General features: G+C 36.3%; 11 protein-coding genes. 6 read left to right on the forward strand and 5 right to left on the reverse strand.

Translation table 11 applies throughout. The features are described 5' to 3' along the window. Positions 1 to 306 precede the first annotated feature (306 nt). Together I6F42_RS18710 and I6F42_RS18715 are read left to right on the forward strand one after the other, a co-directional pair. Positions 307 to 1,737 (forward strand): MBL fold metallo-hydrolase, encoded by a 1,431-nt coding sequence (locus I6F42_RS18710; RefSeq protein WP_197153034.1) that lies wholly within the window; start codon positions 307 to 309, stop codon positions 1,735 to 1,737. A 539-nt stretch (positions 1,738 to 2,276) separates the two neighbouring features. Beyond that, a complete protein-coding gene (locus I6F42_RS18715; protein ID WP_002960627.1) occupies positions 2,277 to 2,471 on the forward strand; it encodes a (2Fe-2S)-binding protein in 195 nt (64 codons plus the stop codon). 66 nt (positions 2,472 to 2,537) lie between these two features. Here I6F42_RS18715 and bfr (I6F42_RS18720) read toward each other — a convergent pair whose 3' ends face one another. From bfr (I6F42_RS18720) to I6F42_RS18740, 5 genes are all read right to left on the reverse strand, one after another. After that, positions 2,538 to 3,002 carry a bacterioferritin gene (gene bfr / locus I6F42_RS18720; RefSeq protein ID WP_024593101.1) on the reverse strand — a complete coding sequence of 155 codons (465 nt, stop codon included), beginning with the start codon at positions 3,000 to 3,002 and terminating at the stop codon, positions 2,538 to 2,540. Positions 3,003 to 3,014: 12 nt separating this feature from the next. Further along, the gene (bfr, locus tag I6F42_RS18725) at positions 3,015 to 3,485 is read right to left on the reverse strand and encodes a bacterioferritin (RefSeq protein ID WP_002958985.1); all 471 of its coding nucleotides are present in this window, start codon (positions 3,483 to 3,485) and stop codon (positions 3,015 to 3,017) included. Between the two features lie 264 nt (positions 3,486 to 3,749). After that, positions 3,750 to 5,885, reverse strand: coding sequence for a TonB-dependent receptor (locus I6F42_RS18730; RefSeq protein ID WP_197153035.1), 2,136 nt, complete (start codon positions 5,883 to 5,885; stop codon positions 3,750 to 3,752). A 72-nt stretch (positions 5,886 to 5,957) separates the two neighbouring features. Further along, complete coding sequence (locus I6F42_RS18735) at positions 5,958 to 7,028, reverse strand: PepSY domain-containing protein (protein WP_197153037.1); 1,071 nt, start codon at positions 7,026 to 7,028, stop codon at positions 5,958 to 5,960. 114 nt (positions 7,029 to 7,142) lie between these two features. After that, entirely contained in the window at positions 7,143 to 8,009 is an 867-nt protein-coding gene (locus I6F42_RS18740) for a cation diffusion facilitator family transporter (RefSeq protein ID WP_197153039.1), read from the reverse strand. Positions 8,010 to 8,260: 251 nt separating this feature from the next. Here I6F42_RS18740 and I6F42_RS18745 point away from each other — a divergent pair, with 251 nt between their 5' ends. The 4 genes from I6F42_RS18745 (at position 8,261) to I6F42_RS18760 (ending at position 14,733) form a co-directional block, all read left to right on the forward strand. Next, a complete protein-coding gene (locus tag I6F42_RS18745; RefSeq protein ID WP_197153047.1) occupies positions 8,261 to 13,024 on the forward strand; it encodes a PAS domain-containing protein in 4,764 nt (1,587 codons plus the stop codon). Positions 13,025 to 13,036: 12 nt separating this feature from the next. Then, entirely contained in the window at positions 13,037 to 13,519 is a 483-nt protein-coding gene (locus I6F42_RS18750; protein ID WP_024593105.1) for a GNAT family N-acetyltransferase, read from the forward strand. A gap of 79 nt (positions 13,520 to 13,598) precedes the next feature. After that, complete coding sequence (locus I6F42_RS18755; RefSeq protein ID WP_197153049.1) at positions 13,599 to 14,105, forward strand: hypothetical protein; 507 nt, start codon at positions 13,599 to 13,601, stop codon at positions 14,103 to 14,105. A 16-nt stretch (positions 14,106 to 14,121) separates the two neighbouring features. Next, entirely contained in the window at positions 14,122 to 14,733 is a 612-nt protein-coding gene (locus I6F42_RS18760; protein ID WP_197153052.1) for a superoxide dismutase, read from the forward strand. Positions 14,734 to 14,738: the final 5 nt, after the last annotated feature.

The following is a 14,738-nucleotide window of genomic DNA, read 5'->3' on the forward strand; positions in this document are numbered from 1 at the left end:
CATATTTGCTGTAATTTTAGTGGTAACTTTTGTCCTACAAGCTTATTTTTATTCCAAGGCTCTTTAGGCTGATATATTGTTAACTGATGCATTAGTTGTACTCCGGTGTTTATGGAGTTTTAAGCTTAGCTCGCTACAAAAAAATTCAGGTATGAGCGATAAGCAGACGTTTACTCTTTTAAATAATTTATTATTTATTGAGGTTAAATCTAGTTCAACTTGTTGTTAATTTTTAGGGCGGGGGATTGTTTGTTTATTTATGCTATCTTGTAAATAAATATTTAACTAGATATAAGGGATTATTCAGTGAGAAAGTACATAAAAAGTGTCATTTTTTTATTTCTTGCAGTTACAAAACTTGCATGCGCAAGTGAAGCTACAACTTTCATTAATACGCTAAAAACTCACTACCAAAATACATCTTCTATAAAAGTATTTTCTTTAACTCATAGCTATCTAGGGCGAAGTGACCCATTCCAGTCTTGGGACTTTCAAGCACCCACTCGATATAAGGCTTTTAAGGTTACGGATATTGATATTAATAATCAGCATTACTATCAAAATGTAGTTCATCTCTTTACTGGCGGCTTATATTTTGACGAAGTACATTTCCAAAATAGTAAAGAAAGTTTGCGTTATGAGCGCAATGGAATTTCTTTAGGAAAAAGTGTAATTAAACAAAACATGAATAGCTTTAACCGTTATAAAAACCTAACTTTAATGAATTTAGACTTCTTTGCTATCATGCCATTAATTAGCGAAACGAATATCAAAGGAAAAATAGAATTTCAACAAGGCTCCCAATCTGGAAAAGTAACGTTAATTCATCAAACATCCGAAAAAATAACAATAGAATATGTATTTAACACTAAGCCTTTACAGTTAATATCAATCAACAATAAAAATAGAAAACGAATCTATCTATACGATGATTATAGATATACTAATGGTTACTATTTCGCCCACTCTCTCATTAAGAAATACAATGGGGATACTACCCCTAGCTTTATAACAAGAATTGAAAATTTTGAAAAGATAGAACTAATTGAAACAGAAAAGCTAAGGCTTCCAAGTGATTACTACAAAAGTGTATCAGATAATAGTTCAGCTTTAACAACAACATCTATAACCAAAAACCTTTACCTTGTTACAGACGGTTCTGCTTTAAGAAATATACTGTTTAAAATAAATAATAATGATATTACAGTGTTTGGTGCATCAAAAAATAGTAAATCGTCAAATCAAGTTATCGACACAATTAAGCAACGATTCCCAGATAAAAAAATTACTGCGGTCTTTGTTACTCATCCATATAGCGACCATATTTTAGGTCTTCTACCCTTTGTAGAACAAGGTGCCAAGATTTATGCAGACGCTTATACTGTCAAAGCAATAAAGGCTTTTCCTCGATTTAATGACAAAATACATAAATTCAACTTTGAAGAGATTAAAAATAGACAGGTTATTAATAATGTACGCTTTTATGTTTTAGAAAATGCGCGTTCAAAACGCCAAAGCTTCGCTTATTTTGAGCACGATGGCATCGTATATCAAACTGATTTTTTAGAAGTCGCTTTTGATAACACCATTGCTAATGTACTGCCAAGTTACAGTAAACAATTTATAGAATTTTTGAGAAGTGAAAAATTGAAAGTTAATCGCATTGTGGGTTTTCATCGAAATAATAATATATCGCCTGAAGTTATGGATAGGTCTTATCAAACCAATACTATGTAATGGAGATGAAAAAAAACCCTTACAGTTGCTTAAACGTAAAAATAAAAGTGGGTCATCGCCACGCGATTATAGCTAAGTTATTTTTCGCTCAGCAAGGCTTTCAATGTCTGCAATTGGCACTCTCCAGCCACTCGACAACATAAAATGTTGATAATAATTGGCAAGGTATTTTACTGTGTCGGATGGCGCTTCGCTTATCCGACCTACACTGGCATAAACCGGAAATAACCGACCCGTAAATTCCGAATTTATACATTAATCTTTTCAAAGCCTAGAGTAATTAATTCTCAACCATTCAGATATTTACCTAAACCTAATCTTACTTAGATTTAAGGTGAACTTTAATTAATAAATCTCAATCTGAGTGCCACACCTTGCTTAAAATTCAAACTATTCTCAAGCTGCCGCGAATTCTCAATTTAAGTGGCACTGGCCAAAAAAATTTTTAAATAATACATATTAGCTAAATAACAATTGATAACCATTTTCGTTTAGATTATTATGTACGCACTAAATGAAATTGAGAGTGGTTTGTATTCATGTATATTTGTCTTTGTCACGGTGTGACTGATAAAAAAATTGAGCAAACAATTGACGATGGTGCAACGACCATGCGTGAATTAACCAAAGAGCTTAAAGTAGGCAGCCAATGCGGTAAGTGTTGTGGTTGTACTAAAAAGATCCTTAATCGCAGACTTATTCAAATTGCGGATGTAACGGATCAAGTTGCTTAATTACATATAAAAACTTAGATATAAAAAAAGCAGCTTTTTAGCTGCTTTTTTTATGCTTGTTACTATTTACAGTTGAGACTGCAAGTAGTTTTTAATACCCGTATTTTTAATAAGCAATTGTTGGGTTTCTAACCAATCAATTTGCTCTTCTTGCTCATTTAAAATGTGGTCAAGGGCTTCACGGGTAATGTAATCTTTTTTGCTTTCAGCCAGTTTTACTGCGCTTTGCAACTCGCCAATAGTATCAAGTTCAAAACTCATGTTAGCTGCAATCATTTCTTCGCTGTTTTCACCAATACGTAATCGGCCTAAATCTTGAAGATTTGGTAAGCCTTCTAAAAACAAAATACGTTCGATTAAACGATCGGCGTTTTTCATTTTTTGAATTGATACTTTGTAATCTGCTTTGTCTAGTTGAGTGAAACCAAAATCTTTAAACATGCGTGCATGTAAAAAGTATTGGTTAATACCAACAAGCTCATTAGCGAGTACTTTATTAAGCGCTGCAATAACGTCTTTATCGCCTTTCATAATATGCTCCTACTAAGCCATTTGTGCTTGATGATAATTTTCAGAACCAATCTTATCAATTAAGCCAAGTTGTTGCTCTAACCAGTAAACATGGTCTTCTTCGGTATCAAATAACAGTTTTTCTAAAATGCTACGAGATTGATAATCTTGTTGTTCTTCACATATTGCGATGACGTCTTTAACACAAGCAACTACTTCAAGCTCTAGTGTTAAATCGTTTTGCATCATGCTTTTTACATCGTTACCGATAAGTAAATCACGGCGCTTAGTCATATTTGGTACACCTTCTAAAAACAAGATGCGCTTAATAAGCCAGTCTGCGTGATCTTTTTCTTCTTCCATCTCGTGGTTAAGGCGTTCGTATAGTTTGTTTAAACCCCAGTCGTCATACATGCGCGAGTGTATAAAATACTGATCGATTGCTGCTAATTCGTTAGCTAACAATGTATTAAACGCATCGATTACTTTTTGATTACCTTTCATGATAAATCGCCTTAACTATTTCAATTGTATGCAGTGTAGTACAAATAGCCTATATTGCAAGTTTTCTCTATAAAAATCATTGCGTTACTATTGGTTTTGATTCTTATTTAAGTTTGCGTTACTGCTTGGTTTATGGACAGTTTTTTATTTGCATTAGCATCTAATACAAGATCATGATTGATAGGAAAAAGCGAGACGTTTATTTATGCGGGATTTGTTGAGCATATAGGCATGCAGGGCATGCCTATAACGTGCGCTTATTTGTTAAAATTGATATTTAGCACCCAGCGTTGCGGTTGTGCCTAATCCTTTAATGTTATATCCACCGTAGGTGTAAGCCTGTGCGCGGGCAGGGTAGTAATCACTATTGAATAGGTTTTCTATTCCAAAATACCCACTCCACTTGGCGTTAACATTGTATTGGCCACTTAAGTTGAATGTGTTGTAGCTACTAACAGGGCCCTGATCGCCAGAGTATTGGCCCTGTGCATTTTTATCAAAGCGCTTTCTGTCGCCTACATATAAAAAGCTCATTGCAAGCGATAGCTCGTCATTTGTTTGCCACGTTACATTCGCTGTTGCTTTAGGTGGGCTAATTTGGCTTGCGCCTAGATAGTCATCAGCTTCGGTGTTTTTACCTTCTACGTAACTATATGTGGCGCTTAACTTAAGATCTTGGGTAATAGTGTAATTAACTAACCCTTCGTAACCCCATATTTCTTGTGGTGCACGCACAGGTTCGTAAACTCCCGTTACTTCATTATACTCATTACTTGTACCAAGCTCTGAGGTACTTCTGTAAAGAGCAAATTCAAAACGCACGTTTTCAAACTGTGAAGTAAAACCAACTTCGTAATTGTCGATTATTGAGGCTTGTGTTTGAATAAGTGCAATATCGTCAACGGTTGCTGCGCGAAGTAGGCGACCAATATCAGAAATATCAGAGCCCTGTGAGTAACTAAAGAACGGGCTAAAGGCATCTGTTAAGTTATATTTAATACCGGCATTATAGGTTGTTGCATCGTAATTAATGGTGTCGCCACGCACATTTAATGGTACTGAACATTGCGATGCGGTTTTGCAAAGTTTTAGCGTTTGGTAGTCACTTACGCTCAAATCAATGCTTTCGTTTCTTACACCCGCTTTTACAATAATGTCGTCGTTTATTACCCATTTGGTTTGTAAAAAGCCAGCCACACTTTCCATGTCCATTTCTGGCACCCACACACGGCCATCTACTAAAGGTTGCGATGTTTTATCGTTTAAGGCATCAATACCATAGATTAGGGTGGCTGTTACGTTTTCAAAATCAAACTGGCTATTAAATGTAGCTCTTGCACCTTGCTTATCTGATTTAATAACCGATTGACCACCGCTATAACCTTCATCAAGATTGGCTAAAGCGGTTGAGAAAAAGAATACGTTTTCTATATTTTGTTTATACAGATCGAGGGTCATTTGTGTGTTTTCAAACAACGCGTAATCAACATATTTTAGGGTTATATTTTCGTTGCCTTCTGGGCCTTGCGGTTTACCTTGTTTTTGAAGCTCTAAGGGGACGTGTATAGCGTATGTTTTTTCCCCTATATTGCCATAGCCAGTAGCATCGCCTAAATCAGTTTTTTGCTGTGAACTGTAAAAGTTATAGCTAAACTGCAGTTGCTTTTCGTCGTCAAAATCATAAGTTAGTTTGGTAAAATAGTTTTGAGTTTCAGAGTCTGATAAACCATATTGCAAGCCTAAAATATCGCCCTCTGCATCGCGTTGTACGCCGTTTTCTTCATAGCTTGCCGTTAACAGGTAGCTTAGTTTATCGAGTTTTCCGTTTACTGAAGCCGCTATTCTACCGCCGCCACTTTCTGCTAATTTAACAGCGCTAAAGCGGCTTGAAATACTTATTTCACCTTCAGGTTTTCCATCACTACGCGCTTGTTTTGTTATGTAGTTAATAATGCCACCTGAGGCACCATTACCATAAATAGACGTTGCGCCTTTTATGACTTCAATGCGCGCTATTGCGCTGGCGTCTAACGTTTTTACGCCTAAAGAACCATTACGAAGAGGGGTTGATTGCGGTACACCATCAATCATTATTAAAGGCGCACGGCCGCGTAGTGTTTGTCCTGAATTACTTGAACTGCCAGTATCTGGGGCAAGGCCAGGAACCATTTGCGCGAGTAAACTTCCCAGCTCTGAGCTTACTTTTAAATGCTGTTGTATTTGTTGCTGACTAATAACGGTAATCGAGGCAGGTACTTCGTCAATGCTTTCTGATATGCGGCTGCCAGATACAATGACATGCTCTAACTGATCAGAAGTGTATTCATTTTTATTATTTTCATTTGCTAACGTGTTAGTACTTATTGCAACAGCAATAAGGCAAAGCGAAGTTTTTAACATGGGGTGTCTTAGTTGATAATAATTTACGTAATGGTAATTATTATCAACTAATGACGCAAGTGTTAATGAGATTTATTTCCATTTATGGCGTTTTAACCAAAAATATACACCGCTTACAATAAAAAATGCGAGTGAAAGGGCTATTAATAACCATAAAAACTGCACAATAGGACCTGCAAAATCACCAATGTGAAACTTATACTTAAAGTTCCATGCTTGTGTTGTGAAGTTGGTTTTACTGGCGTCAAATGAGTTTAATACTTTACCAGTAAATGGGTTAGTCCAAACCCAGCTGTAAGCGTGGCTTTCGCCAGGGTTTTGCATTCTCAGTGCAATTACTTCGTCATCATTTTTAGGTAAGTAAATTCTATATACTTTACCATCCGGAAATACGTTCTCTGCATTTTTAATTGCTTGATTGTAGTTTAACGCAGCTTGAGAAGGGGCTATTATTTTTGGCGCTTCAGGTCTTTGTTCTACTTTATTAAACGTTACAAATTCTAATACAGATTGAGTTTGTGTTTTCCAGTTAAATGCCATGCCAGTAAAGGCAATAAGCATAAGCGGTATAAAAAAGTAAACACCAAGCACTGTATGTAATTGATACATGAGCACTCTAAATTTGGCTTTTGGTTTTATAGCTAAACGTTTAACTCTGTTTTTGGGCTTTACCCATAAATAAAAGCCGAGTAATACATTTATTAAAAGTAGCAATGCACATACCGACATCCAATTTCGAAAGGTTTTTTCACCCTTACTGTTTTCAAACAACAGCCAGCGATGCAATCCCATCGCAAACCCATAAATAGTATCTGTTGATTCATAGACGTTTAGTACACTCCCTGAGTAGGGATTAACACTGGCATAGTGTTTATTGGCTAACCTAAATTGCCATGCGGCGTCCGGTGCTTGCTCTGGCATAAAAAAAGTGATTTTTTGCTTAGTTTGAGCTCGTACATTTTGTATGAGTTCATCGTAAGGCATTAAATTTTCTTGTGGTGTTACTTGCCATTTTGCAGGCTCTATTAAGTGCTGTATATCTTTTGCGTAAATCATAACAGCACCGGTTAAGCTCACTATTAATAAAAATAGTCCGCTAATAAGGGCAAGGCCTAAATGAATTCTACGTAACCAAAGTTTCAAAAACGGTATCTCATTATGAGTTAATGGCAATATTGTAAATGATAATACGAGCTGTTTTCAATTAAATAGTTATGTATTTGGTTTAGCTTGTTATTAAGAACATTAAATTGGGCTTTAATTTGCGATTGGTCGGATCTCTATTATGCAATTTTCGATATTAAAATTGTCGTGTAAAAAGCTTTTTATTGTTGGCAAATTAATTAAGTGCTGAGTGCTAATAACAAGCTCACAATAATTTTCTTTATCATCTAGTTGCCAAAGCTTAATGCTAACTACCGATTCGATATTAAATTCATTGCTAATAGCATGTGATATTGCGTGTGTATCAATGTTGTTAGGCGCTGCTTGCATTAAAATTTTGCAGCTTTGCTTTAATAGTAAAATGCCATGATAAATTACATAGATAGAAATAAGCACAGTGGCAATTAAATCAACAATATACCATTGGTATAAAATAATTAAGGTGCCTGCAATAATAACAACAATAGATGCCATTGCATCTGATACATTATGAATAAAGGCCGCTTTTATATTTATACTGTGATTTGCTCCCGCTCGGTAGGTTAAATATGCTGTTGCTAAATCAATTACCAACGCTATTGCTGCCACCCACACAACTATCCAGCCATTAATTGGTTGAGGGTTTAAATAGCTCGAAATGGCTTCAAAAATTAAATACACGCCAATTAATATTAATGTACTGCTATTAAAAAGTGTGGCAAGTATTTCAGCGCGTTTATAGCCAAAATGATGAGTGGCGTCAGCAGGTTTATTACCAACTTTACGTGCAACCAAGGCTATAAATATAGCAGCAGCATCACTTAAATTATGAAGGGCATCGGCTACTAGTGACAAACTGCCCGAAAATATCCCGCCAATAACTTGGGCTACGGTTAGCAATACATTAATAACCACAGCGACGGTGAGCTGTTTATTGCTTTGGTTTTCGTCTACATGACTATGTGAGTGATCGTGCGCCATAATGCCCTCAAACGCATTGATTAAATACTGCTTATATCACGAGGGGTTTAAAACAGCTACAGAAGTTGTAGCGTAAGCAAGCGTAATTATAAGTTAGTAATAAAGGCGTATTTTTTAAAAAATGTGAATTTAAGATTGTAACGCTAAATACCCAGTTTTTAAGGAGTTTACCGCTCAAAACTTGCGTCTTTATATATTTAGTGCATTAATGTAAGTAATATTAAATGATTATAAGTTGCTGGATATTAAGCATGGACAAAGGTTTAAACTTTGGTGAATTAACAGATAAAGGACAGTCTGTTCGAAGTAAGTTAATTATAACCTTTATAATTATAGCCTTAGGGCCACTTTGTATACTTACGTGGTTTAGTCTTGAACATGTAAATAGCACGCTTAAACAAAATGCAGACACTGAACTTAACGAGCTTAATAATATAGGTAAGCAATTTGCTGATATTTGGTTTACAGACCATGTTAAAGATTTATATTTGCTTAGATCACAATTTGATATCAGCCCCAATAAAAAGCAAAAATTAATTAATCAATTTATTGAGCAGTATGACTTTGTTAATCATGTAGAGCTTATTGATGTAAACCTCGTTAATTCACTACCTTCATCACCTTTTTTAAATGTTATTAAAGAGCCGCGCTTTAATAACATACGTTCTGGGATTATAAATACAGGTAAAATCCAATTCCAGTCAATGACTGCCTCAGGGCGTGAATATCATATTATTGGCTTACCGATATTAAATGATGAAAATAAGCTACAAGCAATATTGCTTGCAGATATAAATTTAAATGGCTTATTAAATAATCTAAGTAAAATACACGCTGCTAATAAAGACATAACATTTTATGTTATGCACAATAATAAAATTCAAAAAAGTAATATTTCAGACGATACCCAACCATCATTTTTCTCTCAAAATGGCTCACCAATACAACGTGTTTTTTCTTATATTGATAAAAATGAAGTCACTTTATATGGGTATATTAATTCATTAGAGTTTTTAAATGAGTCTGGCTGGCAGCTACTTGTATCAAAACCAAAAGAAGTTGCACTACAAGGTGCTAATTATTATAAGCAGCTCGCTGTATTAACTAATTCAGGTGCCTTACTGCTGATATTAACGTTGTCGTGGTGGTTTGGTCGCCGGCTGTCTCAGCCTTTAATTAACTTAGCTAAAATTGTCGAAAATATTACAAAAGGCGATTTAGTTAAAGTTCCAATAATAAACGATAGCATTGAATTTAATCAGCTTTCATTGGGCTTACGTAAGTTAGTAGCCGTAAAAGAAGAACAACAAAGTATATTACAAAAACAACGTTCGGCACTTCAAATTGCATTAAAACAATTAGCAGAACAAAAAAGTGCATTAGATGAACATGCCATTGTTGCGGTAACTGACTTACATGGCACTATTACTTTTGTAAATAAGAAGTTTTGTGAGATCAGTGGTTTCGACGAACATGAATTAATAGGCGAAAATCATCGCTTATTAAATTCAGGTAAACACGAAAAAGAATTCTTTAAAAATATGTACAAAACGCTTAAACGCGGTGATGTATGGAACGGGCAAATCTGTAATAAAGCTAAAAATGGTGGTTTTTATTGGGTAGATACCACCATTGCACCATTTTTAGATGAAAACGGTATACCACAAAACTATATTGCTATTCGTACCGATATTACAGCGCTTAAGTTACAAGAGCTAGAGCTTGAACAGCACAAAACACAGCTACAACTAGTGATTGACTCAACAGCAGTGGGTATTTGGGATTGGTACATTGATACTAAAAATGTGACATTTAATAACCGCTGGGCCGAGATTATAGGTTACAAGCTCAGTGATATTGAACCTTGTACTATAGATACTTGGTATACCTACGCTCACCCTGATGATTTAGCTATGTCGGAGAAAAAACTTCAAGCGTATTTTTCCGGCGAGACTGACTATTATGTTAGTGAAGCCCGCATGAAACATAAAAATGGGCATTGGATTTGGGTTCTCGATACTGCAAAAATAGTTGAGTGGAATACCGATGGCTCTCCAAAACGCATGATCGGTACGCATTTAGATATATCAGATCGAAAATCTACAGAGCTTGAGCTACAAGGAAGCCGAGACAGATTTGCATCTTTGGTATCAAATATCCCTGGCATAATTTATCGATGTAAGTTTGATGACAAATTAAGCATGCTTTACATGAGCGAGCAAGCGAGTGAAATAACCGGTTATTCACCCGATGAGTTGATACACAATGAAGACCTTTGCTTCTTTGATTTAATATGTGAAGACGATTCTCAAAAAATAAAAGATGAAATTGTCCGTTGTGTTAGCGCTAAGCAGTCATGGTCTGTTGAGTATAGAATTAAAGCCCGCGATGGCTCTTTGCATTGGGTAAACGAAAAAGGCCAAGCGATTTACGCAGATGATGGCAATATATTGTATTTAGATGGATTTATTTTAGATATTACAGAACGTTACAATACACAATTAAAAATAAATCGTCAGCAAAGCCTGCTTGAATCAATGAGTAAGCAAGGCCAGATTGGTGCATGGGAGATGGACCTAGATGCGCATACTCTTTATTGGTCTGATGAAGTTAAAGTTATCCACGAAGTACCAGAGGGATTTGAGCCGAGGATAGATACTGCTATTGATTTTTATAAACCAGGAATACACCGAGACACTATAAGTACCTTATTTGAATGCGCTGTGACTTTAGGTGAAAGCTGGAGTGTAGAGCTTATTATTTTGACCTATTCGGGGCAAGAGCGTTGGGTTAAATCAATGGGCCAAGCAGAGCTTAAAGATGGTAAATGCGTACGTGTTTTTGGCTCATTTCAAAGTATTGATGCACATAAGCGCCTTGAACTCGAAAGCGAAAAAGCAAACCGCTATAACAAAAATTTAGCCGCGCTTACAGTCGCACCTGAAGTGCAAAATAGTGATGTAGAGCAAGTTAAAAAGCTAGCCGTTAAATCTATGTGCGAAGTGCTAAATGTTGCACGTGCGTCGGTATGGATTTTTAACGATCAACGAGATGTAATGACATGTCATAGTTTATACATAGATGGACAAGGGTTTGTAGATACAGATGCTGTTTTAACTGCTAAAGACTATCCTGCATATTATAACGCCATTTATAAGCAAAACTTAGTAGCCATTGATGATGTTTATACCCATCCAGCAACTGTTGATTTTATAGAAGCGTATACAAAGCCATTAAATATTAAATCGATGCTTGATGCAGTAATAGCAACTGGTGATGGTAATTTAGGTATTTTATGCGCTGAAACGGTAGGCGAACATCACAATTGGACACAAAGCGAAGAAACGTATCTTCGATCATTGGCTACTTTAGTGGGAAGTACTTTAATTTCTCAGCAACGAAAAGTAATCAGTGAGGAGTTAAAAGTAGCCCTTGTAAAAGCAGAAGATGCAGCCATTGCGAAGAGCCAATTTTTAGCAACCATGAGCCATGAAATAAGAACGCCAATGAATGGTGTACTCGGTATGCTAGAACTTGTTCAATTAGAGTCACTCCCTAAACCAATAGAAACAAAAGTAGGTATAGCCAAAACAAGTGCGCACTCTTTATTGGGTGTAATTAACGATATTTTAGATTTCTCTAAAGCCGAAGCGGGTAAAATTGAACTTGAAGAGATTAACTTTAATGGACGTGATTTAATCGGCGAAGTTGCTGCCGCACAAGCATTGACTGCTCAAGAAAAAGGTATAGAAATAATTTTAGATTTGGTAGCGCTAGAGCCTTCGCAGTTATGCGGAGATCCTGGGCGGATTCGACAAGTACTTACTAATTTGCTGAGTAACGCCGTTAAGTTTACGAGTAAGGGTGAGGTTGTTGTAAGCGCTAAAATTAATAAAGTGGCTCAAGGTTTAGAATTTGTTGCAAGTATAAAAGATTCAGGCATAGGAATAAGTGAAGAAAAGCAACAGCAGTTATTTACCCCTTTTTCTCAAGTCGATGCATCAACAACGCGTGAATACGGGGGCAGTGGCTTAGGGCTGGCTATTTGTAAGCAGCTTTGTGAGTTAATGGGAGGAGCAATTTCTCTTACAAGTGAAGCAGGTAAAGGGAGTACCTTTACCGCCACTATAATGCTAACTCCGGGAGATCAAAAAGAGCGTTATATTCCTAATATTAATATGGAAGAGCTAACAGTTTTAGTTGTTGACGATAACGAGACAAATCGAATTGTAATTTCACAACAGCTTGAACATTGGGGCGCTAAGGTTGCACTCGCATGTGATGCACATGAAGCACTTGATATGTGCGCGCAGCACTATAAAGATAAAAATTGCATGTATGATATTGCAGTGCTTGATATGCAAATGCCAGGAATGGATGGCATAGAGCTGTGTAAAGCACTAAAAGCACATGAACATTATAAATCAATGCCACTTGTAATGATGACTAGTATTGCAGGTATGGAAGGCGCGCAGCGTTATTCTGATGCTGGCTTTCAGGCATATTTTCCTAAACCAGTAACCACTGCCGATTTAATTTCTGCACTGTCGGTTATAACGAGTAATGATGCAGGCGAGGCGCTCCCACTTGTTACGTCAGGCTATATTTCGTCACTTAAAAAAGAAAAGATGCAGGAGTCTTCCCAAATACTACTGGTGGAAGATAATCCAATTAACCAACAGGTGGCTAAATTAATGCTCAAAAAGCTTAATTGTGACGTTACTATTGCTGGGAATGGCCAATTAGCGATTGATATATTAGAAGCGCATGATTCAGGATATTTTAAGCTCGTACTTATGGATTGCCAAATGCCTGTTATGGATGGTTTTGCTGCAACCGCTGCTATTCGTAAAGGCGTGGCGGGCATACAGCATAAAAACATTAAAATAATCGCTATCACCGCAAATGCAATGAACTCAGATAAAGAGCGTTGTATAACAGCTGGAATGGATGACTACTTGAGTAAACCTATTCAATTAGATATTTTAAAAGATAAATTAGAGCAGTATATTTAAGGTAAAAATACAATGAGCCAACCCGTTATAATACGTGATGCAAAACCAAGTGACGCAAAAACAATTTTGCACTTTATTACCGAACTTGCCATATATGAAAAAGAACCTGATGCAGTAAAAACAGACGAGCAGGCAATATTAGATACTCTGTTTAGTGAAGGTGCAACTGCGCACAGCATAATTTGTTTAGAAGGTGATGAGCCAATTGGTTTTGCGGTATATTTTTATAATTACTCTACCTGGTTAGGTAAAAATGGCCTATACCTTGAAGATTTATACGTAAGCCCAGATAGCCGTGGCAATGGCGCAGGTAAAGCCATTATGAAGCACTTAGCTAATAAGGCGATTAGTAATAACTGTGGGCGTTTTGAATGGGTAGTGCTTGATTGGAATAAACCCGCTATCGATTTTTACAATAGCATTGGTGCAAAGCCTCAAAACGAATGGATTATATATCGCTTAACAGGGCAGGAATTATTAGACTTCGCTAAATAGTTAATGAAAATCATTTGCATTTAGTTTTGTGGGTGTGTAAGTTAAATACACACTCATAAATAAACGTGCAGATGATTATATGATCTCAAGTCAAAAACAACCCCACTCAGATTTACTTTATCTTGATCAAGCATTAAGCCCTTGGCAGTCGAATATAATGCAAGGTAATTATGCATTTGAACAAGGTGCACTTCTCGAAGCCCGCGATAAATACTTATTAGCTAAAACACTTGCAGATCATCTTCTTCAGCAGTTTTTATATGCTCAGATTAATAACACTGTCATTCATGCTATTGAGCACTGTATACCCGCACTTGTTGTTGCGTCACATAATTTAGCTGATACTTATATAGCTATGCAACAGCCTGAAAATGCATGCAAATGGCTATGCGAAGTACACTTAACACTCTCTTCATTAATTAAGCATACTCATTACGATATACAAAAAGTGAGTAAGCATCATTACATTAAAACTTCCTCTGAACTTGTATCATTTGCAAGACGTTATCATTTTTTACCTGAGCTAATAGAGCAAGTGAATTTTTGCTTATGCTCTAAAGACTCAAAAAACAGCCTGCTACATTAAAATAAAGGAGTAATTTATGGCGTTTACATTGCCAGCACTTGATTATGAATATGATGCGCTTGAGCCTCATTTAGACAGCAAAACTATGCATATTCACCACACATTGCATCATCAAACGTATATCAATAAAGCCAATGCTGCTTTAGCAGATACTGTATATGCAACCGCAAATGCTGAAAAATTACTTAAGGGAATAAACAGCCTGCCTAGTAATTTGCAAAAAGCAGTACAAGAGCATGTAGGAGGGCATTTTAATCACAGCTTATTTTGGCAGATAATGAGCCCACAAGGAGGAGGTGAACCTGAAGGTATTGTGGCTCAGGTTATTAATGAGCAACTAGGCAGTTTTGATAAATTTAAAGACCAATTTACAGCCGCGGCAATTAGCCAATTTGGTAGTGGTTGGGCGTGGTTATGTGTAACGCCGGATGAAAAGTTGATTGTAGAAAATAGTGCTAATCAAGATTGCCCTTTAATGCAGGGAAATATCCCTATTTTGGGACTTGATGTATGGGAGCATGCCTATTATTTGAAGTATCAAAATAAGCGTCCTGACTATATTGCTGCATTTTATAATGTAATTAATTGGCAAGAAGTACAAAATCGCTATTTATTGGCTATTGGTTGAGTGCC

Origin of the sequence: Pseudoalteromonas sp. SWYJZ12 (assembly GCF_015864395.1) — a bacterium.
Lineage (GTDB): Bacteria > Pseudomonadota > Gammaproteobacteria > Enterobacterales > Alteromonadaceae > Pseudoalteromonas > Pseudoalteromonas arctica.

Coding starts and splice junctions, on each gene's coding strand:
- I6F42_RS18730 (WP_197153035.1), bottom strand. CDS start 5,885: ATGTTAAAAACTTCGCTTTGCCTTATTGCTGTTGCAATAAGTACTAAC.
- I6F42_RS18755 (WP_197153049.1), top strand. CDS start 13,599: ATGATCTCAAGTCAAAAACAACCCCACTCAGATTTACTTTATCTTGAT.
- I6F42_RS18760 (WP_197153052.1), top strand. CDS start 14,122: ATGGCGTTTACATTGCCAGCACTTGATTATGAATATGATGCGCTTGAG.
- I6F42_RS18745 (WP_197153047.1), top strand. CDS start 8,261: ATGGACAAAGGTTTAAACTTTGGTGAATTAACAGATAAAGGACAGTCT.
- I6F42_RS18740 (WP_197153039.1), bottom strand. CDS start 8,009: ATGGCGCACGATCACTCACATAGTCATGTAGACGAAAACCAAAGCAAT.
- I6F42_RS18750 (WP_024593105.1), top strand. CDS start 13,037: ATGAGCCAACCCGTTATAATACGTGATGCAAAACCAAGTGACGCAAAA.
- I6F42_RS18715 (WP_002960627.1), top strand. CDS start 2,277: ATGTATATTTGTCTTTGTCACGGTGTGACTGATAAAAAAATTGAGCAA.
- bfr (WP_002958985.1), bottom strand. CDS start 3,485: ATGAAAGGTAATCAAAAAGTAATCGATGCGTTTAATACATTGTTAGCT.
- bfr (WP_024593101.1), bottom strand. CDS start 3,002: ATGAAAGGCGATAAAGACGTTATTGCAGCGCTTAATAAAGTACTCGCT.